Below are 23,146 nucleotides of genomic sequence, written 5' to 3' on the forward strand. Positions count from 1 at the left end.
ATCAGGCGGAATACGATCTCCTGAGTTGACACTTCCGGTCTCGTCGCACGCCCTGCGCCGGGTTAGGCTGGAGTGTTCCCCCAGGTCTTCTGTGAGCTCGCGACGCCCCTCGCCGGGGTCCCACGCCACGACAAGACGCACGACACCCCGGAGGAGGCCGAGGTTCGATGAGGTCTTTCGCATGGCTGCGATCGCGCCCGCGCGCTCTCGCATCGGCAGGCGCGGTGACCGCTGCCGCGGTCACGATCACGACGCTCGCGTTCGTCTACCAGGGGGTGCCCACCACCGAGGTCGACCTCCACGACGGCGGCGTCTGGGTGACGAAACAGTCCAGCCTGTTCGTAGGCCACTTCAACCACGAGTCGCAGGTGCTCGACGGGGCCCTGCGCACCACGAGCGACGACTACGACATCCTCCAGTCGGGCAGCACCGTCCTCGTCGTCGATGACGCCGGCTCCTCCGTCGGCGTGGTCGATCCGGCCATGGTCGCGCTCTCCGGCGCGGCCGGCGTGCCCGCCGACGCCGACGTGGCGCTCGGCGGCGAGACGGTCGCCATCCTCGACCGGGCGTCCGGCGACCTGTGGGTGGTTCCCAGCACGAGCATCGGCTCGTTCCAGATCGAGGGCACCGACCCGACCACCAACGTCGGCAAGGGTGCGGATGTCGCCGTCGGCGTCGACGGCGTCGTGTACGCCGTCTCGCCGAAGACCTCCGAGCTGGTGACGATCCGCATCGGCGCGGACGGCACCCCCGAGGAGCCGGCTCGCTCCGGACTCAACGACCTCGGCGATAGCGCGGAGCTCACGGTGACGGCGGTCGGCGACAAGCCCGCCGTGCTCGACACCGCCACCGGCACCGTGATCGTCGACGGCCGCGCGACCGAGATCGACGGCGGACGCAACGCCGTCCTGCAGCAGCCGTCCGCGGCATCCGATGCCGTCTCGCTCTCCACGGCGTCCGCGTTCGTTCGCGTGCCGTTCGACGGATCCGAGCCGAAGTCCGTCAAAGCCGGTGCCGAGGGCGCGCCTGCCGCACCGGTCTGGCTCGACGGTTGCGGCTACGCCGCGTGGACGGGGTCCGGCAGGTTCGTGCGGGACTGCGCGGGCAAGGCCGACGACCTCGCGGCCGACATCGACGGCATCGAGCCGACGTCGCTGCTGAAGTTCCGCGTCAACCGGGACGTCGTGGTGCTCAACGACGTCGTCGGCGGTGCCACGTGGATGGCCGTCGAGGACCTCCAGCGCGTCGACAACTGGGACGAGATGACCCCGCCCGAGGGGGAGACCGAGGACGACGAGCAGACGACCGAGGAGACGACCGAGACCGTCCTCCCCGAGCGCTCCGACATCAACACCCCGCCCGACGCCAACGACGACGACCTGGGCGTGCGCCCGGGCCGCACCACAATCCTCCCCATCCTCGACAACGACAGCGACCCCGACGGCGACGTCCTGACGACGCGTGTGGTCGACGGCGGGCCGTCGGTCGGCGAGATCCAGTCCGTCGACAACGGCCGATCGCTGCAGATCGCGGTCCCCGAGGACGCCCAGGGCTCGACCTCCTTCACGTATGAGGTCTCCGACGGACGCGGCGGCACCGACACCGCCCGCGTCTCGCTGGCGGTCCACGGCTGGGACGTCAACTCGCCGCCCACGCAGAAGCGCGTGACGACCGTGGCCGTCGAGGCCGGGGGCACCATCACGTACAACGTGCTGCCCGACTGGATCGACCCCGACGGGGACGACGTGTTCCTCGGCTCGGTGGAGCCCGCCGAGGGCGACGAGGCGGACTTCACGTCGGACGGGCGGATCACCTATCGAGCAGTCGGCGGGACGCAGGGCCGCAAGGACGTCGAGATCACCGTCTCGGACGGCTCCGACGTGACCGTCGGCACCGTGCGCTTCGATGTGCGGCCGGTCGGCTCCATCGACCCGGTCACGAACGCCGACTACATCGCCGTGCGCACCGGCCAGACAGCGACCGTCTCGCCGCTCGCCAACGACGTCGGGGCGGGGCGCGAGCCGCTGCGCCTGGCACGTGTCGACCCGGTCTCCGGTGCCGACATCGTGCCCGACTACTCCAACAAGACCTTCACGTTCCGCTCCGCGACGCCCGGCACCTACTACGTCCAGTACATGGTGGCGGCGGGCGCCGCCGGCGTCCCCGGCATCGTGCGCGTCGACGTCATCCCCGAGGGCGAGACCGACCTGCCGCCGGTCGCCGTGCGCGACGTCGCGCTGCTGCCGAGCGGTGGCGAGGTGCTCGTCAACGTCCTGACGAACGACTCCGACCCCTCCGGCGGCATCCTCGTGGTGCAGTCGGTGACGGTCGAGCCGAACTCGGGCGTCGCCGTGGCCGTGCTGAACCACGAGACCCTCCGCATCAGCGACCAGGCGGCGCTGTCGGAGCAGGTGCGCATCACGTACCGCATCTCCAACGGCTCGCAGTCGGCCGAGGGCGACGTCATCGTCATCCCGATCCCGGCCCCGGCGCAGCTGCGCCCGCCCGTCGCGAACGACGACCAGGTCGTGGTGCGCGCCGGCGACGTCGTGACGATCCCGGTGCTCGACAACGACTACCACCCGAACGGCGACACCATCCACGTCGCGCCCGATCTCGTGCCGCCGCTCATCGAGCCCGAGGACGGCGAGGTCTTCGTCTCGCAGGACACCGTGCGGTTCCGCGCGTCCGATGAGCCCGGCACCGTCTACGCGACCTATGAGGCCGTCGACAGCACCGGGCAGAAGGACGCCGGCTACATCACCATCCAGGTGCTCCCCGTCAATGCCGACACGAACGCGGCGCCGCGGCCCCGGGACATCACCGCCCGTGTGCTCGCCGGGAGCCGCGTGAACATCGCGGTGCCGCTGGACGGCATCGACTCCGACGGCGACTCCGTCGAGCTCGTCGGGCTCGCCTCCTCGCCCGGCAAGGGACGGATCACCGAGACCGGGGCCGACCACTTCGTCTACGAGGCATTCGACGACACCGCGGGCGTCGACACCTTCACCTACCGCGTGCGCGACCGCCTCGGCGCCGAGGCGACCGCGACCATCCGTGTCGGCGTCGCGCCCGCCGAGGGCGTGAACCAGGCGCCGTACGCCGTCAAGGACTCCGTGATCATGCGCCCCGGGCGCTCGGTCGCCGTCCCGGTGCTCGCGAACGACTCCGACCCCGACGGCGACGAGTTCGGCATCGTCAAGAACGGCCTGATCCTCCCCGACGTCGCGGGACTCAAGGCCAAGGTCGAGGGCAACCGCGTGGTCGTCACGTCGCCGTCGCAGCCCGTCGAGACCTCGCTGCAGTACACGATCCGCGACGCACGCGGCGCCGAGGCGAAGGCCGTGCTGCAGATCACCGTCGCCGACGACGTGCCGCTCCAGAAGCCCATCGCACGCGACGATTACGTGCGTGCGGCCGACGTCGAGGACGGCGTCGTCGACCTCGAGGTGCTCGCGAACGACGAGGATCCCGACGGCACCGTCGACGACCTCGAGCTCAAGGTCGCCGACACGAACTCGCGCGTGCTCGCCGACGGCAAGGTGCGCGTCACGCTCGGCGACGCCGGGCGGCTCGTGACGTACACGATCACCGACCGCGACGGGAACGCGGCATCCGCGTTCATCCATGTCCCGTCGCTGTCCTCGCTGCCGCCGACCCTCGTCTCGACCGAGCCCGTCGAGGTCAAGAGCGGCGAGACGGTCGAGCTGGCCCTCTCGAAGTACGTCCGTGCGGCGGGCGGCGGCAAGGTCGTCATCACCGAGGCGGCCAAGGTCACCGCCGCCCACAACGACGGCTCGTCGCTGATCAAGGACCAGACGACGCTCGTCTACACGTCGGCGCAGGGCTACTTCGGACCGGACGCCATCACGTTCGAGGTGACCGACGGCACCGGCCCCGACGACCCCGAAGGCCGGAAGGCCACGCTGACCATTCCGATCACCGTGCTGCCCCCCGAGAACCAGCAGCCGACGTTCGTGAACGGGCAGATGGATGTCGCGCCCGGCGAGGATGCGACGACGCTGGACCTCGGCGGCCTGACCACGGACCCCGACCCCGAGGATGCGGGCCGCATCGAGTACCAGATCGTGGGCGGGTCGCCCGACGGCATGACGGCGTCGATCGAGGGCGACGAGCTGCGCGTGAGCGCGGCGGCCGACACCAAGAAGGGCACCGCGGCGACGATCCGCCTGAAGATCGAGGACGGCACGACCGAGCCGATCGAGGGCACGGTGGCGATCCGTGTGATCGCGTCGACCCGCGAGCTGCCCACCGCCAACGACGACATCGTGCCCGAAGCGCACCAGGGCAAGACGATCACCGTGCCGGTGCTCGCCAACGACGTCAACCCGTTCCCGGACAAGGCGCTGAAGGTCACCACCGCGGTCCTCGAGACCGGTCAGGGGGACACCGACGTCACCGGCGATCAGGTGCGGGTCACTCCCGACGCGAAGTTCTTCGGCACGATGGTCGTCCGCTACCGCGTGCAGGATGCCACGGGTGACCCCGACCGAGAGGTCGAGGGCCGCATCCGGCTGACCGTGCAGGGCAAGCCCGACGCTCCGGGCACGCCGATCGTCTCGAGCGTGCAGGATCGCACCGTCGTGCTGTCGTGGACGCCGCCGGCCAACAACGGCGCCGAGATCGAGCGTTACCTCGTCACCTCGACCGCGGGCAACTACGAGAAGGTGTGCCTCGCGACGACATGCACACTCGACGGGCTGACGAACAACGTCGAGTACAACTTCACGGTCGTGGCCGAGAACCGCGTCGGTGAGTCCGACCCGTCGGCGCCGTCCGAGACGGCTCGCCCCGACGCACGTCCCGACACGCCGGCAGCGCCGACGCTCGTGTTCGGCGACCGCAGCCTGACCGTGTCGTGGGTCACGCCGACGACGCCGGGCTCGCCGGTCGAGAAGTACAACCTCGAGATCTCACCGGCCCCGTCGTCGGGCGTCGGGCAGAAGGTCGACGTCGTCGGCAACTCGATCGTCTGGGACGGCCTCCAGAACGGCGTCGCCTACCAGGTGCGCGTGCAGGCCCTCAACCGAGCGCCCGAGCCCTCGAGCTGGAGCACGTGGTCCGTGAGCGAGATCCCGGCGCGAGCCCCCGATGCTGCCGGCGCTCCGACGACCGCTCGTCTGCAGCCGGTGGGTGCGCAGGCGCAGATGCAGGTGGCGTGGAATGCGCCCGCTGACAACGGCGACGCGATCTCGGGCTACCAGCTCGACGTACTCCGGGGTTCGGCCCTCGTGAACTCCATCCCGGTTCCCGCGGGGCAGACGAGCCAGGCCGTGGTGGTCGACACCTCGACGACCGACTACACCTTCCGCGTCCGCGCGCAGAACAAGGCCGGCTGGGGACAGTTCAGCCCGAATTCCGCGCCGCAGCGCGCCTTCACGGCGCCGGCCGCTCCGACGAACGTCAGCGCGAAGGAGGGCGACCGCTCGCTCACCGTCACGTACCAGCCGGGGGCGCTCAACGGCGCAAACCCGAATGAGGTCGGCTATCAGGCGTCGGTGAACAACGGCAACTGGCAAGCCCTGGCCGGCAACGGCGTGATCGGCGGGCTGGCCAACGGCACCGACTACTCGGTCCGCGTCCGCGCGGTCTCGACCGTCAGCGGTGCGAGCGAGCCCGGTGCACCCTCCGCCGCGTCCAACACCGTGAAACCCTACGGACCGGTCGGCAATCCCACGGTCAAGGCGAACGCCAACGGGCGTTCCATCACGTACTCGTGGAGCCCGCCGTCGCCCAACGGCCGCGCCATCACGCAGATGCAGATCCGCATCGACGGCGGCGGCTGGCAGAACGTCGCGAACAACGGCTCGACGTCGGCCAACTACGGCTACAGCGAGACGCACCGGATCGAAGCGCGCGCACAGGATGCCGCCGGGCAGTGGAGTGCGGTCGTGTCGGACTCGGCACGGACGGTGGACGCCCCGAAGCCCACGGCCGTCACGGGCAAGGGCGCGTCGGGCAACTGGCCCGGCTACTGCACGACGTACTCGTGCGCGTACATGACGGTCACGGTGAAGAACTTCCCCGCCGGCAACTACGTGCTGCGCTGCAACGACGACGCCGCGGGCACGTGGGGGTCGCGCACCTACTACGTGCCGGAGAACGGCACCGTCCAGCTGAGCTGCTACTACGGCAACCCGGGCCGCCGGGCGTGGGTCTCGATCGACGGATGGGGATCCGCCGATCCGGTCACCTGGTACTGACCGCACGCCCATGACACACGACATCCCAACGAGAAGCGAGACGAACTCATGACGATGACCCCCGAACAGGCGGCCTGGTTCCAGGGCACCTTCGCGCGACTGGTCGACAACGTGGACCAGGCCCTCATGGGCAAGCGCGAAGTCGTGGGGCTGGTGCTCTCGGCGATGCTCGCCGAAGGCCACGTGCTGCTGGAGGATGCCCCGGGCACGGGCAAGACGAGCCTCGCCAAGGCGCTCGCGGCCACCGTGCAGGGCACGTCGAGCCGCATCCAGTTCACGCCGGACCTGCTCCCGTCGGACGTGACCGGCGTGACGATCTACGACCAGACCTCGCACCGCTTCGAGTTCCACCGCGGCCCGGTCTTCGCCTCGATCGTCCTCGCGGACGAGATCAACCGCGCCTCGCCGAAGACGCAGTCGGCGCTCCTCGAGGTCATGGAGGAGTCGCGCGTCACGGTCGACGGCGTCGCGCACGAGGTCGGCCGCCCGTTCCTCGTCATCGCGACGCAGAACCCCATCGAGCAGGCGGGCACGTACAAGCTGCCCGAGGCGCAGCTCGACCGCTTCCTCGTGAAGACCTCGATCGGCTACCCCGACCTCGCGGTGGCCGAGCGCATCCTCGCGGGCGCGGCCGACCGCAACCCGTCGGCGCACCTGCCGGCGATCATCACGACGGGCGCGGTCGCCGACATGGCCGACCTCGCCGGCACCGTCCACGTCGACCCCGCCGTGCTCCGCTACACCGCGCAGCTCGCCGAGGCGACCCGCAACGACCCGGCCACGCGCCTGGGCGTCTCGGTGCGCGGTTCGCTCGCGATGATCCGCATCGCCAAGGTCTACGCCGCCGCCCAGGGCCGCCACTTCGTGCTGCCCGACGATGTCAAGGCGCTCGTCGCACCGGTGTGGACGCACCGCATCGTGCTCGACCCCGAGGCCGAGTTCGCCGGCACGTCGGCCGAGACCGTCATCGGGCGCGTCCTGGAGTCGGTGGCCGCACCGCAGGCGAGGTCCGCGGCCTGATGACGACCGAAGCACTCGGGCAGACGGCGACCGCTCAGGACCGCCGCGCCTGGTACGGGCAGCTGATGCTCGGCGCGCTCCGGCGCGTCGGCGCGGTGCTCGGCCGCGTGTTCGGGGTCGTGCGCCCCGTCGCCTGGGTGCTCATCGCCGGTGCGCTCACGCTGTGGATCGCCGGCCAGTCGCTCGGCTGGTGGGAGCTCACCGTCGCGGCGATCTCGATCACCGTCGTGCTGGCGCTGTGCCTGCTGTTCCTCATCGGCCGCACGGCCTACGACGTGTCGCTCGATCTCAACCGCACGCGCGTCGTGGTGGGGGAGCGCGCCGTGGGCGCGCTCACCCTCGCCAACACCGGCTCGCGCGCGATCCTCCCGTCGCGCGTGCTGCTGCCGGTCGGAGGCGGGCGCGGCGTCTTCGACGTGAACCGGCTGGCCGCAGGCGAATCCGCCGAGGAGCTCTTCGCGATCCCCACGTCGCGTCGCGCGGTGGTCAAGGTCGGCCCGGTGAGCGTCGTGCGCGGCGATCCGCTCGGCCTCTTCGAGCGCGTGCACCGCCGCGACGAGCCGGTCGACCTGTTCGTGCACCCGCGCACCGTGCTGTTTGACGGGCAGTCGCTCGGGTTCCTCCGCGACCTCGAGGGCCTTCCCGCCACCGACCTGTCGCCGGACGACGTCTCGTTCCACGCGCTGCGCGAGTACCAGCCCGGCGACGACCTCCGCCACGTGCACTGGAAGTCGACCGCGCGCACCGGCCACATGATGGTGCGCCAATACGAGGAGACCCGCCGCTCGCACTTCGTGATCGGCCTGTCGACGAGCCCCGGCGACTACCGCGACGACGACGAGTTCGAGCTCGCGATCTCGGCTGCGGGCTCCCTGGGCCTGCGCGCCCTGCGCGACTCGCAGCGCGTCGAGGTGCGCGTGCAGGAGCGCGCGCTGCCGGCCGGCACGGGCAAGCAGTTCCTCGACGCGCTCTCGGCGCTCGGGCACTCGAAGGCGAAGGCCGGCTCGGTCGTCGAGCTCGCCGGCGTCGTCGCCGCGACCCTGCCCCTCGCGAGCGTGGTCGTGCTGGTGTGCGGCAGCAAGGTCGATTCCAACGATCTGCGCACCGCGTGCAGTCGCCTGCCGTTCGGCGCACGCGTCCTCGCCGTGGTCGCGTCGCCGGGTGACACCGCGCCCTCCCTCCGGAGGATCGGCGAAGCGGATGTCGTGACCCTCGGCGCGCTCGACCAGCTCCCGAACGCCCTCCGGAAGGTGCTCGCATGAGCGCGCCCGTCACGCCGCTTCCGACGCGCGCCGAGCCGGCTGCACCGCCGCGGGCGGCAGCAGCCACTCCTCGCATTCCGCGCGCGGACGCGCTCCCGGCCCGCCGCTGGATCCTCGACCTCGGCGCCGTCGCGCTGCTGCTGCTCATCCCCGTCGTCGGGTTCGCGCCGACGTTCGACGGCGCGAGCTACCTCGTCGCCGCCCTCGGCGGGCTCGTGCTCGGCATGGGCCTCGGCGTGCTCGGCCGGCTCTTCCGCTGGGGCATCCTGGTGCTCACGGCCGCCACGATCGCCGTCTACTTCCTCTTCGGCGGGGCGCTCGCCCTGCCGCACACCACGGTCGCGGGCGTCATCCCCACCATCGAGACGCTGCGCCAGCTCGCGCTCGGCGCCGTCATGTCGTGGAAGCAGCTCCTCACCACGATCGCTCCGGTGGCGACCGACGACGGCCACCTGATCGTGCCGTTCATCCTGTCGCTCGTCGCGGCGGTGCTGACGACGTCTCTCGCCGTGCGGCTGCGCAGCGCCGCGTGGGCGCTGATCCCGGCCGCCGCATTCCTCGCGATCGCGATCGCGCTCGGCACGTCGGAGCCCTTCGTACCGGTGGTGCAGGGCGTCGCGTTCGGTCTCGTCGCGGTCGTGTGGCTGGCCCTGCGCCAGGCGTGGCAGCCGCAGGCGGCCGCGATCGCGGTCGGCGAGGGGTCGGCGAAGTCGGGCGCGGGCGTGCGGCGCGTGCTGATGGGCGCCGCCGTCGTCGCGATCGCCGCCGTCGTCGGCGTCGCGACCAGCGGGTTCGCGGCACCGTCGTCACCGCGGTACGTGCTGCGCGACGTCGTGATCCCGCCGTTCGACATCCGCGAGTTCGCGAGCCCCCTGCAGTCTTTCCGCGCCTACGTGCGCGACCACCCCGACGACCCGCTCTTCACCGTGAGCGGCCTGCCCGAGGGTGCCCGCATGCGCCTGGCGACGATGGATGCGTACAACGGCACCGTGTACAACGTGTCGGACGACGGCAGCGGTTCGTCCAGTGCCTTCGCGCCCGCCCGCACCAACATGTCGGCCGACGCCGAGGGCACGCCCGCGACGGTGCACGTCGAGATCGGGGAGCTCGAGAGCGTGTGGATGCCGGATGCCGGTGCCGTCCGCAGCGTCACGTTCGACGGCGACCGCGCCGACGACCTCCGTCGCACCGCGCACTACAACGAGGCGACCGAGACCGGAGTCGTCACCGTCGGGCTCGAGAAGGGCGACGAGTACACGCTCGACGCTGTGATCCCCCAGGTGCCGAGCGACGAAGCGCTCGGCGACCAGAGCTTCGCGCCGCTGAGGATGCCGAAGCAGACCGGTGTGCCCGAGGCGCTGGCCGATATCGCGTCGAAGACCGTCGCCGAAGCCGAGACACCCGTCGAGCAGGTGCGCGCGCTGCAGCAGATGCTGTCGGAGGGCGGCTACTTCAGCCACGGCCTCGCCGGCCAGCCGCTCTCGCGCGCCGGCCACGGCGCGGAGCGCATCGCGACGCTGCTCGGCTCGGAGCAGATGGTGGGCGACGACGAGCAGTACGCGACGGCGATGGCCCTGCTGGCCGGCCAGGTAGGCATCCCGGCGCGCGTCGTCATGGGGTTCTACCCCGACGAGGACGCGGCCGGCGAGCCGGTCTACACCGCGACGGGCGAGACGCTCCACGCGTGGGTCGAGGTCGCGTTCGACGGCGCCGGGTGGGTGCCGTTCGACCCGACGCCGCCCGAGGACCAGGTCCCGAGCGACCAGACGACGAAGCCGAAGGCCGACCCGAAGCCGCAGGTGCTGCAGCCGCCGCCCCCGCCCGCCGAGCCCGTCGACCTGCCGCCGACCGTCGCCGACGACCGCGGCTCGGAAGACGAGAACGCCTTCGACGCGGGGCTGCTGTGGACCATCGTGTCGATCGGCGCGGGCTTGCTGGGCCTCCTCGCGGTGCTGCTCGCGCCGTTCATCGTGATCGGAGCCCTGAAGGCCACGCGCCGCCGCAAGCGCCTCGAAGCCGAGCGCGCGTCCGACCGCATCAGCGGCGGGTGGGACGAACTCGTGGACCGCGCCTCGGACTTCGGGGCGCCGGTGCGCCCCGGCGCGACGCGCCAGGAGGACGCGGGCGTGCTCACCGCGGCGTTCGCCGAGCCGCGGGTCGCGACCCTGGCCTCCCGCGCCGACCTCGAGGTGTTCGGTCCCACCGAGCCGTCGCCCGACGACATCGCCGCGTTCTGGATGCAGGTCGACGAGATCGTCGGCGGCATGGGGAAGGGGCGCTCGGTGTGGCAGCGTCTCGGCGCGAGGCTCAGCATCCGTACACTCCTCGAGGGCACGCGATTCGCCCTGCCCGCGCGTCCGGCACGGGCACCGCGCCCGACGCCGACGCCTGACGCCGTCGCCGGCGCGCAGCCCGACGCGCCGGACGCGGGTCCGGCCCCGACGTCGACCCGGCGCTCGCGCCGCGGCAGCAAGACCCGGAGCGCACCCGAGCGCTCCGCCCACCCCGCACAGGAGAACGAATGACCGTGAGCCCGCCAGGCGCCGCCCCCGCGGCGACCATCGGACGCCGTGTGGGGGCGTTCGCGATCGACATCGGCGTCGCCTGGGTGATCGGCGCCGTGCTGGTCGGCATCGTCGTGGGCATCATCTTCGGCGTCGGTCCGGCGTGGCAGCGCGACGGCCTGGCGGTCATGATCCTGCTGAGCTACGCCGGCATCGGCCTCCTGCTGTTCGCCTGGTGGCTCGTCTACTCGGCGATGCAGGGCAGCCGCGGCGGGTCGATCGGGCAGCGGATCCTCGGGCTGCGCCTGCACGACGCCTCTTCGGCCGCCCCGATCGGCTTCTGGCGCGCGATCCTCCGCAACCTCGTGTTCAGCCTCGCCGCGTCGATCGTGGTCGGCTACTTCACGCCCCTCTTCGACGCAAGCCGCCGCCGCCAGGGCTGGCACGACATGGCATCGCGCGCGGTGGTCGTCGACGTCCGGAAGGCGGTCCCCGGTTCCCCTCCACTCGCCGCTGGCGCGTCGCGCGGAGCCTCCGGAGCCGGGGGCCCAGCCGGGGCCGCCCTCGCCGCCATGACCGCGGCGAACCCTTACCTGGCCGCACCCGCCGGCGCCGCACCGCTGCCGCCCGCGCCGCCACTGCAGCCTGCACCCCTGCCCGCACCGGGATTCACGCGCGCGCCCGCCCCGGCCGCAACGCGGCCCGCCGCTCCCGTGCCGACCGGTGTGATCGCCGATGTCCCGTGGATCACGCACGAGCCTCCCTTCACCCGCGCGGCCGAGCCCTTCCCCGACGTCACGATGCCGTTCCCTGCCGCGACGACGACCGAGCCGCTCGGCGCCACCGCGACCGCCACCGCCATCGCACCTGCCGCAGCACCCGCGTTCGCAGCATCCGTCATCCCCGCGTCCGTCGAAGAGGACGTCGAGGCCACGCGCATCGTCGTGCCGCCGCCCGCCCAGCGGGCCGCGCTGTACGACGGCGCGCCGGTGCTCGCGGTGCTCACGTGGGATGACGGCACGCGGATGGCCGTGTACGGGCGCACCCTCTACGGCCGCAACCCCGCGGGCGAGGACGGCGCGGTCGCGATCCCCGTGCGCGATGAGACGCTGTCGCTGTCGAAGACGCACTTCGAGGTCGGCGGCGACACCGCCGGCACGTGGATCGCCGACCGCCACTCGACCAACGGCACGACGCTCGTCCGCGACGGCGGACGGATTCCGCTCACCCCGGGCGTGCGCACGAACCTCCGCGACGGCGACACGCTCGAGTTCGGCGACCGGCGCGTGACGGTGGGGCTCGCACGATGACCGGGACCACCCCGCCCATCGCGGTCGCGTTCGGGGCGTCGACGGATGCGGGCCTGCGCCGCCGCATCAACGAGGACTCGTACCTCGCGGTGTCGCCCCTGTTCCTCGTGGCCGACGGCATGGGCGGTCACAACGCGGGCGAGATCGCCAGCGCGACCGTGATCCAGGAGTTCTCGGGCCTCACCGGTCGCGAGAGCCTGACCATCGACGACGTGCAGGCCGCGGTCGTCGCCGCGCGCCGCCGCGTCGCGGCGCTGCCGGCCGGCGCCGGTGCGGGTGCCGGCACGACCCTTGCGGGTGTCGTCATCGCCGACGTCGACGGCGAGGGCTACTGGCTCGCCCTCAACCTGGGCGACTCGCGCACCTACCGCCTCAGCGAGGGCCACTTCGAGCAGGTGAGCGTCGACCACTCGGTCGTGCAGGAGCTCGTCGACAGCGGACAGCTCGCCGCCGACGCCGCACAGCGCGACTCCCGCCGCAACGTGATCACGCGCGCGATCGGAGCGGGCAGCGACGCCGAGCCCGACTACTGGCTCATCCCCGCCGAGGACGGCGACCGCATCCTGGTGTGCTCCGACGGACTCTCGGGCGAGCTCGAGCAGGATGCGATCCACGGCATCCTCCTCGCCGAAGCCGACCCGCAGGCGGCCGCGACCCGGCTCGTGCACGAGGCGATGGTGCGCGGCGGCCGCGACAACATCACGGCGATCGTCGTGGACGCCCTCGCGGTGCGCACCCGCACGAGCCGCGCGTCCGAGCGCGACACGGTGCCGGTGAGCGCCGCCGACACCACCGACGACGCCGACATCGACGGCGACACGCTGCCCCGCGCGGTGTTCGCGGGAGGATTCTGATGCCCACGCTCTACGCCCCGGGAACCACACCGGTCGCCGTCACCCCGCGCGGATTCGCCGTGCTCGAGCCCGGCGCCTCGGCGTCCCTGCTCACCCGCATCCGGTCTGTGCTCGCCGACGGCCGTGGCCTCGGCGGCGTCATCGAGGCGCTCACCGGCGCGTACGGCGCGTCTCTCACCGCGATCCCCGCGTTCGCGGTGGCACTCGCCGACGGCGACGGGATCCGCGTCGCCGTGCGCGGCGACTTCGCGTTCGACATCGACGGCGCGGCGTCCGAGAGCGTGTCGGGCGCCGGCGTCACGACGTGGACCGAGCGCGTCATCCCGGGTGCGGTGCGCGTCGCGCTCACGACGCCGGGGTCCGACGGCCCGGCCGAGTTCGAGATCGCCGACGGCATCGTGCTGGCGAGCAGGATCGAATGGGATGCTGCGCCCGCAGGTGCGGCGTCGGCTGCCGGTGATGTCCCGGCCGAGGCCGCACCGGGTCCGCGCCGGCGCGAGGTCGCGGCGCCTGCGGCATCGGAGCCCGCTGACGCCGTCGACGCGCCGGTACCGGCGGAGGCGCCCGCGATCCCGGTGGCGCCCGTTGCCCCGGCTCCATCCGCCGAGGAAGCACCGGTCCGCAGTGCGTGGACCTCGCATGCCGCGGTCGCAGAGACTCCTTCGGCGGCCCCGGGTGAGCTCATCGACTCGACCTCCGTGCCGTCGGTCGTCGACGCCGAGACCCTGCTTCCCCTCGACTCGGCGCTCACCCCGCCCGCTGCGACCGAGGTGCCGCTGCCTCCGGCCGGCCCGGCGCCGGCCGGCGACGACGAGTTCGCCGCGGCGACGGCGTTCGACGACGTCTGGGGTGCCACGGTGATCCGGTCCGCCGACGACGGCCCCGTCCGCCTCGGCGAGAACCCCGAGCCCGCTCCCGCCGCGCCGCCCGCCGGCGACCACGACGGCGCGACGATCTCACTGGCCCAGGCCCGTGCACTGCGTGAAGCGGCGGGTGGACCGGGGAGCGCGGCATCCGGGTTCCCCATCGACTCGGCCCCTGCGCCGCTCGCGCCGCCGCGCCCGCCCGCCCCCGGACGCATCCGGGTGTCGACGGGGCAGGTGCTGCCGCTCGACCGCACCGTCGTGATCGGCCGGCGCCCGCGTTCGACACGCGTGAGCGGCACCGATCTGCCGCATCTGGTGGCCGTCGACAGCCCTCAGCAGGACATCTCGCGCAGCCACGTCGAGCTGCGGGTCGAGGGCGAGAGCATCGTCGCGACCGACCTGCGCACCACGAACGGCACGACGCTGCTGCGCCAGGGCGCCGACCCCGTGCGGCTGCACCCGGGCGAGAGCACGGTGGTCATCCCGGGCGATGTGCTGGATCTGGGCGACGGCATCACCGTCGCGATCGAGGGGCTGTCGTGAGCGCCAAGCGCGCGCCCATGGCGCCGCCGGATCTTCCCGGCTTCACCTACGTCGACCTGCTCGGCTCAGGCGGCTTCGCCGACGTCTTCCTGTACGAGCAGCAGCTGCCCAAGCGTCGCGTCGCGGTCAAGGTGCTGCTCACCGACCGCATGTCGAGCGGCTCGGTGGAGGAGTTCACCGCCGAGGCGAACGTCATGGCGATGCTGTCGACGCACCCGGCGATCGTCACGATCTACCAGGCCGGCGTCGCGAAGGACGGCCGCCCCTATCTCGTGATGGAGTACTGCCCGCGGCCGAACCTGCAGGTGCGGTACCGGCGCGAGCCCTTCTCGATCGCGGAGTCGCTGCGCGTCGGCGTGCAGGTGGCGGCCGCCGTCGAGACCGCGCACCGCGCGGGCGTGCTGCACCGCGACATCAAGCCCGCGAACATCCTCGTCACCGAGTACAACCGCCCGGCGCTCACCGACTTCGGCATCGCTTCGACCACGAACGCGGCCGCCGAGTCGGCGGGCCTGTCGATCCCGTGGTCGCCGCCGGAGTCGTTCGCCGACGTGCCCCGCAGCGACCCGCGCTCGGACGTGTACGCGCTGGGTGCGACCGTCTACACGCTCCTCGCCGGACGCTCGCCGTTCGAGCTGCCGGGTCAGCGCAACGGCGCGGCCGAGCTCATCCACCGCATCGAGACGCTGCCGCTCCCCGCCCTCGGTCGCGCCGACGTGCCGGTGTCGCTGCAGCGCGTGCTCGAGCGCGCGATGGCGAAGGCGCCGGCCGACCGCTACGAGAGCGCGCTCGCCCTCGCGCGTGCGCTGCAGACCGTGCAGATCGAGCTGTCGCACTCGGTCACCCCCATCGACATCCTCGATGACCACGTCCCCGAAGACATCGAGGAGGACGAGGACGACGGCCTCACCCGCGTCCGCGGCGTCGTCAGCATCAACCCCGAGACGACCCCCGCGGCGGGTATGACCCGACCGTCGGCGGTCACGGCGCCGAGCGCCGCCGCCGTCGCGCCGCGGTTCGACCCGGCGCCCGTCGAGACCGAGACGGTCGCCCGCCGCGCACCCGCGCCCCCGTCGGCGTACGAGCAGACGGTCCGGCGCGATCAGGTCGACCTGCCGGTGTCGCTCGACGAGACGATCGTGCGCGCTCCCGCCTTCGACGCGGCCCCGCCCCGGGAGGAGGAGACGGATGCCGCGCCCCCGCGTCGCCGCCGCACCGGACTCTGGATCGGGCTCGGCGCCGCCGCGCTCGTGATCGTGGCGGTCATCGTCGGGGTGTCGCTGCCGGGCATCCTGTCCGGCACGGCGCAGGAGCAGCCGAAGCCGACGGAGTCGTCGAGGCCGCAGGACCCGATCTCGGCCGTCATCCCCGCCGTCACGGACGTCGTCGGGACGCCGGTCGACGGCGGCGTGAGGTTCACGTGGACGAACCCCGACCCGCAGGACGGCGACCACTACCTCGTCACGCCGGTGTCGGTGAGCGACAGCGATCCCGAACCCGAGCCCGTCGACGCGGCCGAGATCATCGTGCCGGCCGCTGCCTCGGGACCCACCTGTGTCGACGTGGAGCTGGTCCGCGCGAACGGGCAGTTCCAGAACGAGCCCACTCGGGGGTGCACACCGTGACAGCCGCAGAGGTCGACGAGCTCAGGGTCGAGTTCGCGGGCGAGGAGTTCTCCGTCGAACCCGGCACCGTGTTCACGGTGGGGCGCGAGGGCGACCTCGCGATCGACGACAACCTGTTCCTGCACCGCAACTTCCTCACGATCCAGAACGTCGAGGGCCTCTGGCTGCTCTCGAACGTCGGCTCGCGCCTGTCGGCGACGGTCACCGACTCGGGCGGGCGGGTGCAGGCCTGGCTCGCACCCGGTGCACGGCTGCCGCTCGTCTTCGCCGCGACATCCGTCATCTTCAGTGCCGGCCCCACGACCTACGAGCTCACGATCCACGCGGCCGAGCCGACCTTCCGCGACACGCAGCCGCCCGCTGACGACGACGGCCTCTCGACGATCGGCGAGGTGCCGCTGACGCACAGTCAGCGCGTCATGATCCTCGCGCTCGCCGAGCCCGTGCTGCGGCGCGACGGCACCGGAATGAGCGAGCTGCCGACGTCGGCCCAGGCCGCCGAGCGGCTCGGCTGGACGCTCACGCGCTTCAACCGCAAGCTCGACAACGTGTGCGACAAGCTCGACCGCGTCGGCGTGCCGGGCATGCGCGGCGGGGTGCGCTCGTACGCCACCAACCGCCGCGTGCGACTCGTCGAGCACGCGATCGCGGCACGCCTCGTCACGCGTGACGACCTCCCTCTCCTGGACGTCGAGCAGGAGAGCTCGCTGCGCGGCGAGAGTGAAGCGGACGAGACCTGAGTCGCGCCGCTCGTCGGCTGATCCGGGTGAGGCGCGTCAGCGCCCGGCGTCGTACAGGTGGCGTCCGCCGTGGCTGACGACCTTCACCACCACACCGCGGCGGTGCAGCTCGTTGACGGTGCGGGTCTCCTCGTCGATGTCGCGGCCGAGCGCGTGCACGTTCGCGACCACGAGCACATCGCCCCGGACGAGCGTGCCGAACAGGCGGACGAGCCGGTCCTCCCAGGACTCGAGGGTCTCGGGAGCCGGGTGACGGAAGCCCTCGATCGGCACGCCGAAGCGCGTGAGATCGCCGCGCTGCTCGACCACGGACGGCATGTCGTCGCGTGCGATCACGAGTCCGACGAGACGTGAGCCGGCGGGCTGGGCGAGCCACCAGTTGCGGTTCTGCTGCAGCTCGGTGAAGCACTTGGGGCACTCGGCTGCCTGGTGCGGCAGATGCAGCGGCGCGGTATCGGACGCGACCGACCCCGGAGTCGGCGCCGCGTGCGTGTGCGCGGCATCCGGCGTCTTCGTCGTCTCGCTCATGTGAGGCCCCCTCGCTCCCGACCATTGTCCCTCACACCGCCGTCATGCGGCGACGCGGTGCCCTCGCGACAAGTGCTGCACTTTCCGGCACCTGCTGCGTCGCGCGACGCAGCAGGTGCCGGGAACTGCAGCGGTCGCGGCAAGGCCGCGCTCAGTCCTCTTCGTCGTCGAGGCGCAGCTCGAGGCTGAGCTGGTCGGCGTCGAGCTCGGCGAGGGCGTGGCGCAGGGCGGGCGTGCTGTACTCGCCGCCCGACGACAGCTCGTTCAGGCGCCCGCGCATCGCCTCGATCATCGCGAGCCGCAGCTCCAGCAGGTCGCGGGTCGGGAGCCCGTCGGCGTCGTCGGGCGGGTCGACCATGCGGCTGCCGATGCGTTCGACGAGCTCGTCGTCGAACGCGGATCCGTCGCGGCGGCGCAGCGCGGGGCTCGACAGCGCGCCGATCGCGGCATCGCGCAGCTCGTCGTCGAGTGCCGACTGCTCGGCCTTGTCGAGGCTGTCGTCGCCCGGGCGTTCGAGCCGCAATGCCCTGACGAGCCACGGCAGCGTGAAGCCCTGCAGCATGAGGCTGCCCACGGCGACCGCGAACGCGATGAACACCAGCAGCGCGCGGTCGTCGGTGACGTCGCTCGAGATCGTCTGAGCCGCCGCGAGCGTCACGACGCCGCGCATGCCGGCCCACACGATGATCGCGCCGTGCTTCCACCCGAGCGGCGACGCCTGGTAGTAATCGAGGTCGCTGAGCGCCCGTGAGACGCGCGACCGCATCGACGAGAGGCGCCGCTGGGCCCGCGGGTCGTCGAACGAGACCTCGCCGCGACGGCCGCGATATCGCGGGTCCGGCACGGCCGTGCCGTCGGCGATCTGATCGAGCCGGCTGTTCATCGCCTCGAGGCGCGTGCGCTGCCGCCCGCGGGCGCGTCGGCTCTGCAGCCACACCAGCAGCGAGACGTACCCGGCGCGCGCCGCGATGATGATCGCCAGCGCGCCGAGCGCGATCCCGAGGCCCGTCCCGAGGCCGTTGTGCTGCTCGACGTTCTGCTCGACGATGTCGCTGAGCTCGAGCCCCATGATGAGGAAGACCGCGCCCTCGAGCACGAGTTCGATCGTGTGCCAGTTGTGCTCGTCCGACCGTCGCTGCTCGGGCGTGAACCACCGGGCCGCACCCTGACCGGTCACGATGCCCGCGACCACCGCGGCGACGAGGCCCGATCCGCCGAGCTCCTCGGTGGGGATGTACGCGATGAAGGGCACCACGAAGCCGATCGCGGTGTTCGCGGCGGAGTTCTTGATGAGCGACCGCAGTCGCAGGTTGAGCCACCCGACTATCGCGCCGACCACGACCGCGACGACGACGCCCCACGCGAACGCCGGGATGAACCCGAACCCGATGCGGGTGTCGCCGCTGACGCCGGTCGCGAGCCCGACCGAGGCGATCATGGTCCGCAGCAGCACCAGCGCGGTCGCGTCGTTGAGCAGGCTCTCGCCCTCGAGCATCGTCACCACGCGGCGCGACACACCCAGGCGTTTGACGATCGAGGTGGCCACAGCATCCGTGGGACTGAGGATCGCCCCGAGCGCGACAGCGACGGCCGGATGGATACCGGGGATCACGGCCATGAAGAAGAGCCCGAGCAGGACAGAGCTCAGGATGACGAGCAGGAACGACAGCCCGGCGATCGGTCCGAAGTCACGGCGGAACTCGATCGCGGGGAGCGAGACGGCCGCCGAGTACAGCAGCGGAGGCAGCACGCCGACGAGGATGAACTCGGGGTTGATCTCGGGGATCTCGAGGAACGGCAGCAGGCTCACCGCGCCGCCGACGAGCACGAGGATCAGGGGCCCCGCGATCCCGAGCTTGGGCGCGACCGCCGTGGCGAGGGCGATCACCACGATCGCGATGATGACGACGATCAGGGCTTCCACGACTCAGAGCCTATTGCCGGGCCCGTCCCGGCCCCCGGCGAACCGTCGAGCGCGTCAGAGCACGCCGAGCGCCCGGACGGCGTCGCGCTCCGCGACGAGTTCGTCGACGGATGCCGCGACCCGTGCCCGTGCGCGATCGTCGAGGTCGAGTCCCTCGACGACGCGATAACCGTGGTCGTGGCCGCGCGAGGTGACCGGGAACGAGCACACCAGTCCCTCGGGCACCCCGTACTCGCCGCGTGAGACGACCGCCGCCGAGGTCAGGCCGCTGCGGGTGCCGAGCTGCTCGTCGCGCACGTGATCGATGGCGGCGTTCGCTGCCGAGGCCACCGACGACGACCCGCGCACCTCGATGATCTCGGCGCCGCGCTTCGCGACGCGCGGGATGAAGACGTCGTCGAGCCACGCCGTCGCTGCGACCTCGCCGCCGAGGCGCTCGGCCAGGGCCTCCAGCACCGGCATCCCGTCGGGCAGGATCGCGTGCGACACGTCGGGGAACTGCGTCGCCGAGTGGTTTCCCCAGATCACGACGTCGGCGATGTCTCCGGGAGCGACGCCGAGCACCTCCGCGAGCTGGCCGACGGCGCGGTTGTGGTCGAGGCGCGTGAGCGCCGTGAAGCGCTCGGCGGGGATGTCGGGAGAAGCGGATGCTGCGGCGATGAGCGCATTCGTGTTCGCGGGGTTGCCCACCACGACGACGCGCACGCTGTCGTCGGCCACCGCGCCGATCGCGTCGCCCTGGGGTCCGAAGATGCCGGCGTTCGCGGCGAGCAGGTCGCCGCGCTCCATGCCGGCAGTGCGAGGCCGCGCGCCCACGAGCATCGCGATCCGGGTGCCGTTGAAGGCCGTCAGCGGGTCGTCGGTGACGTCGACGTCGGCCAGCAGCGGGAACGCGCAGTCCTGCAGCTCGAGCGCCGCGCCCTCGGCCGCGCGCATGCCCTGGGGGATCTCGAGCAGGCGCAGCCGAACCGGACGATCCGGGCCGAGCATGTCGCCCGCTGCGATGCGGAACATCAGGGCGTAGCCGATCTGGCCTCCGCCGCCGGTGATGGTCACGGTCGTGGGTTCGCTCGCCATGCTCCCGAGCCTAGACCGGCGGCATTGTACTCATTCCTGGCGATTCGGGAATGGTTCCTGCTGAGGATCGGACTGTCGGGGTACCGTGACGGCATGACGTTCAATGAGAACGCCAACGTCGGGGGGAACACGGCGAGGCGTCGAGGCGGGGGCATCGCGGTGGCGGGCGGCGGCATCGCCGGCCTCGGTGCGATCGCGGTGATCCTGTTCCAGCTGTTCACCGGACAGGACCTGTCGAGCATCATCCCCTCGCAGCCGCAGGTCGGATCCGGTCAGGAGTCCGAGATCCAGCAGTGCGAGACGGGCGCCGACGCGAACGCCAACGACGAGTGCCGCCTCGCCGCCGGCAGCGTCGTGCTCGACCAGTACTGGGGGTCGCAGGTGCAGGGCTACCGTGCGCCGCAGTTGATCATCGTCGACCAGCAGACCGGCACCGCGTGCGGCACGGCGTCCAACCAGACCGGCCCGTTCTACTGCCCGCCCGAGGAGAAGGTCTACATCGACCCGACCTTCTTCGGGCTGCTGCGCCAGCAGTTCGATGCCTCCGCGGGCGACCTCGCGCAGCTCTACGTCCTCGCCCACGAGTACGGGCACCATGTGCAGAGCATCACCGGCATCATGAACGAGCACCCGAACAACGGCACCGGGCCTGACAGCAACGGAGTGAGGATCGAGCTGCAGGCGGACTGCTTCGCGGGCGCGTGGGTCGGCGACATGACCGAGCAGCGCGACCAGAACGGCGTACCGTATCTGAAGGAGCCCACTCAGCAGCAGATCGCCGACGCGATCAACGCGGCCGGCGCGGTGGGCGACGATCACATCCAGCAGGAATCCGGGGGCGCCGTGAACCCCGAATCCTGGACCCACGGTTCGAGCGAGCAGCGACAGGGCTGGTTCGAGACCGGCTACCGGAACGGTCCCTCCGCGTGCGACACCTTCGCCGTCTCGGGGGGAAGCCTATGAACGAACACCTCGCCGACATCCTCTATCCGCCCATCGAGCCCTACGACACCGGCACGCTCATCGCCGGCGAGGGCAACCGCATCGCGTACGAGCAGAGCGGAAACCCCGAGGGCAAGCCGGTGGTGTTCCTCCACGGCGGTCCGGGCGCCGGCACGTCGCCCTGGCACCGCCGCTTCTTCGACCCCGAGCGGTACCGCATCATCCTGCTCGACCAGCGGGGCTGCGGCCGTTCCACCCCGCACGCCAGCGAGCCCGACGCCGATCTCCGCCACAACACCACGTGGCACCTCGTCGCCGACATCGAGCTGCTGCGCAAGAACCTCGGCATCGAGAGGTGGCAGGTGTTCGGCGGCTCGTGGGGAAGTGCGCTCGCGCTCGCCTACGCCGAGGCCCACCCGCAGGCCGTCACCGAGATCGTGCTGCGCGGCATCTTCACCCTGCGCCGCCACGAGCTGGAGTGGTTCTACGAGGGGGGCGCAGCATCCATCGTCCCGGATCTGTGGGAGGAATTCATCGCTCCCATCCCGATCCTCGAACGCTCGCAGCTCATGCAGGCCTACCACCGCCGCCTCTCCGATCCCGACCCCGCCGTGCACGTTCCGGCCGCGGTCGCGTGGTCGCGCTGGGAGGCCGCGAACCTCACGCTGCTCCCTGACGCGGAGCTCATCGAGGCGATGACGGAACCCCGCGCGGCGGTGGCGTTCGCGCGCATCGAGAACCACTACTTCCTTCATGGCGGCTGGTTCGAGCCCGAGCAGCTGATCGCGAACGTCGGCCGCATCCGCGACATCCCCGCCGTCATCGTGCAGGGCCGCTACGACGTCTGCACCCCCGCGATGACCGCGTGGGATCTCCGCCGCGCGTGGCCCGAGGCCGACTTCGTGATGATCCCGGATGCTGCGCACGCCGCGTCCGAGCCGGGCATCGCGTCCGCCCTGCGCGCCGCGACGGACCGCTTCGCGGACCGGGCGCCGGAGGATGCGGATGCGCCTGCGGAGGTTGCGGAGGCGTCGGCGGAGGAGGCGGATGCGCCTGCGGAGGATGCGGAAGCGCCGGCGGAGCAGGCGGAGACGGACGCGTCCGCGGAGGATGCCGAGGAGTCGGCGGAGCAGGCGGAAGCGCCGGCGGAGCACGCGGAGGCATCCGCGGAGGATGCCGAGGAGTCGACGGAGCAGGCGGAAGCACCCGCGGAGGGCGTCGAGGCGCCGGCGGACGAGCCGGAGGCGCCGGCGGACGACTCTGACGCTCACGAGGCCGCGGCGGCGCCCGGGGTGTCTGAGTCGGGAAACGCTGAGGGGGAGCCGGACGAGTCCGAGCCTGCGCCCGATGAGTCGGAGCCCGCGGCAGATGAGTCCGATGAGCAGGACTCGCCAGAGGTGTCCTCCGAGCCCGAGGCCGACCTCGACGCCGACGGCCCCGAAGGCGACCCTGATCCCGAGGCCGTCCCGACCGCGGAGCCGGGGCTCCGCCGGGAACGCATCCGCAAGCGGTCGAAGAAGCGCAAAGACACCGCCGACCTCTGACCGCGCCGGGGAACGCCCAGCCGCCCACTGGTAGGGTGGAAACCCTTGCAGCGCATTCTTGCGCTTCTCGCGTCGTAGAACGCTTCCCTCGCGCCGGCATCCGGACCCCGATCCGAAGAACCGCGCTGACATCTTTCGTACGGCGACCCGCGGGCGAGATACGCCCCGGCCACCGACAGGGCA

The 23,146-nt window shown here is 72.0% G+C and carries 13 protein-coding genes and 1 pseudogene; 11 read left to right on the plus strand and 3 right to left on the minus strand.

Annotated elements, in window-relative coordinates:
* Positions 1-224 precede the first annotated feature (224 nt).
* Genes ACLBXX_RS14560 through ACLBXX_RS14600 form a run of 9 tightly spaced genes read left to right on the plus strand, consistent with a single transcriptional unit; the run spans position 225 to position 16,948 of the window.
* Complete coding sequence (locus ACLBXX_RS14560; protein ID WP_447658590.1) at positions 225-6,224, plus strand: Ig-like domain-containing protein; 6,000 nt, start codon at positions 225-227, stop codon at positions 6,222-6,224.
* A gap of 48 nt (positions 6,225-6,272) precedes the next feature.
* Positions 6,273-7,244: an AAA family ATPase gene (locus ACLBXX_RS14565; protein ID WP_447658591.1), complete on the plus strand. Its 972-nt coding sequence runs from the start codon at positions 6,273-6,275 to the stop codon at positions 7,242-7,244.
* Positions 7,244-8,506 (plus strand): DUF58 domain-containing protein, encoded by a 1,263-nt coding sequence (locus ACLBXX_RS14570; RefSeq protein WP_447658592.1) that lies wholly within the window; start codon positions 7,244-7,246, stop codon positions 8,504-8,506. The genes ACLBXX_RS14565 and ACLBXX_RS14570 overlap by 1 nt, the downstream gene beginning before the upstream one ends.
* Positions 8,503-11,031: a transglutaminase-like domain-containing protein gene (locus ACLBXX_RS14575; RefSeq protein ID WP_447658593.1), complete on the plus strand. Its 2,529-nt coding sequence runs from the start codon at positions 8,503-8,505 to the stop codon at positions 11,029-11,031. Before ACLBXX_RS14570 ends, ACLBXX_RS14575 begins: the two co-directional genes overlap by 4 nt.
* The gene (locus ACLBXX_RS14580; RefSeq protein WP_447658594.1) at positions 11,028-12,320 is read left to right on the plus strand and encodes an RDD family protein; all 1,293 of its coding nucleotides are present in this window, start codon (positions 11,028-11,030) and stop codon (positions 12,318-12,320) included. The genes ACLBXX_RS14575 and ACLBXX_RS14580 overlap by 4 nt, the downstream gene beginning before the upstream one ends.
* A complete protein-coding gene (locus ACLBXX_RS14585; protein ID WP_447658595.1) occupies positions 12,317-13,174 on the plus strand; it encodes a PP2C family protein-serine/threonine phosphatase in 858 nt (285 codons plus the stop codon). The genes ACLBXX_RS14580 and ACLBXX_RS14585 overlap by 4 nt, the downstream gene beginning before the upstream one ends.
* Positions 13,174-14,583 (plus strand): FHA domain-containing protein, encoded by a 1,410-nt coding sequence (locus ACLBXX_RS14590; protein WP_447658596.1) that lies wholly within the window; start codon positions 13,174-13,176, stop codon positions 14,581-14,583. The genes ACLBXX_RS14585 and ACLBXX_RS14590 overlap by 1 nt, the downstream gene beginning before the upstream one ends.
* The gene (locus tag ACLBXX_RS14595; protein ID WP_447658597.1) at positions 14,580-16,208 is read left to right on the plus strand and encodes a protein kinase domain-containing protein; all 1,629 of its coding nucleotides are present in this window, start codon (positions 14,580-14,582) and stop codon (positions 16,206-16,208) included. The genes ACLBXX_RS14590 and ACLBXX_RS14595 overlap by 4 nt, the downstream gene beginning before the upstream one ends.
* Positions 16,205-16,948 (plus strand): hypothetical protein, encoded by a 744-nt coding sequence (locus ACLBXX_RS14600; protein WP_387143445.1) that lies wholly within the window; start codon positions 16,205-16,207, stop codon positions 16,946-16,948. The genes ACLBXX_RS14595 and ACLBXX_RS14600 overlap by 4 nt, the downstream gene beginning before the upstream one ends.
* Before the next feature lie 36 nt (positions 16,949-16,984).
* Here the strand turns inward: ACLBXX_RS14600 and ACLBXX_RS14605 are convergent, their stop codons facing one another.
* The 3 genes from ACLBXX_RS14605 to ACLBXX_RS14615 form a co-directional block, all read right to left on the minus strand.
* Positions 16,985-17,476, minus strand: a complete 492-nt coding sequence (locus tag ACLBXX_RS14605; RefSeq protein ID WP_387143448.1) for a recombinase family protein — start codon at positions 17,474-17,476, stop codon at positions 16,985-16,987.
* 151 nt (positions 17,477-17,627) lie between these two features.
* Positions 17,628-19,400, minus strand: a complete 1,773-nt coding sequence (locus ACLBXX_RS14610) for a cation:proton antiporter (protein ID WP_447658598.1) — start codon at positions 19,398-19,400, stop codon at positions 17,628-17,630.
* A gap of 54 nt (positions 19,401-19,454) precedes the next feature.
* The gene (locus tag ACLBXX_RS14615; protein WP_447658599.1) at positions 19,455-20,477 is read right to left on the minus strand and encodes a malate dehydrogenase; all 1,023 of its coding nucleotides are present in this window, start codon (positions 20,475-20,477) and stop codon (positions 19,455-19,457) included.
* Between the two features lie 93 nt (positions 20,478-20,570).
* Here ACLBXX_RS14615 and ypfJ point away from each other — a divergent pair, with 93 nt between their 5' ends.
* Entirely contained in the window at positions 20,571-21,440 is an 870-nt protein-coding gene (gene ypfJ / locus ACLBXX_RS14620; RefSeq protein ID WP_447658600.1) for a KPN_02809 family neutral zinc metallopeptidase, read from the plus strand.
* Positions 21,437-22,411, plus strand: a pseudogene (gene pip / locus ACLBXX_RS14625) (prolyl aminopeptidase); the annotation flags it as partial. The gene ypfJ and the pseudogene pip, both read left to right, overlap by 4 nt.
* Positions 22,412-23,146: the final 735 nt, after the last annotated feature.

It is taken from the genome of Microbacterium sp. C23T (genome assembly GCF_053345975.1).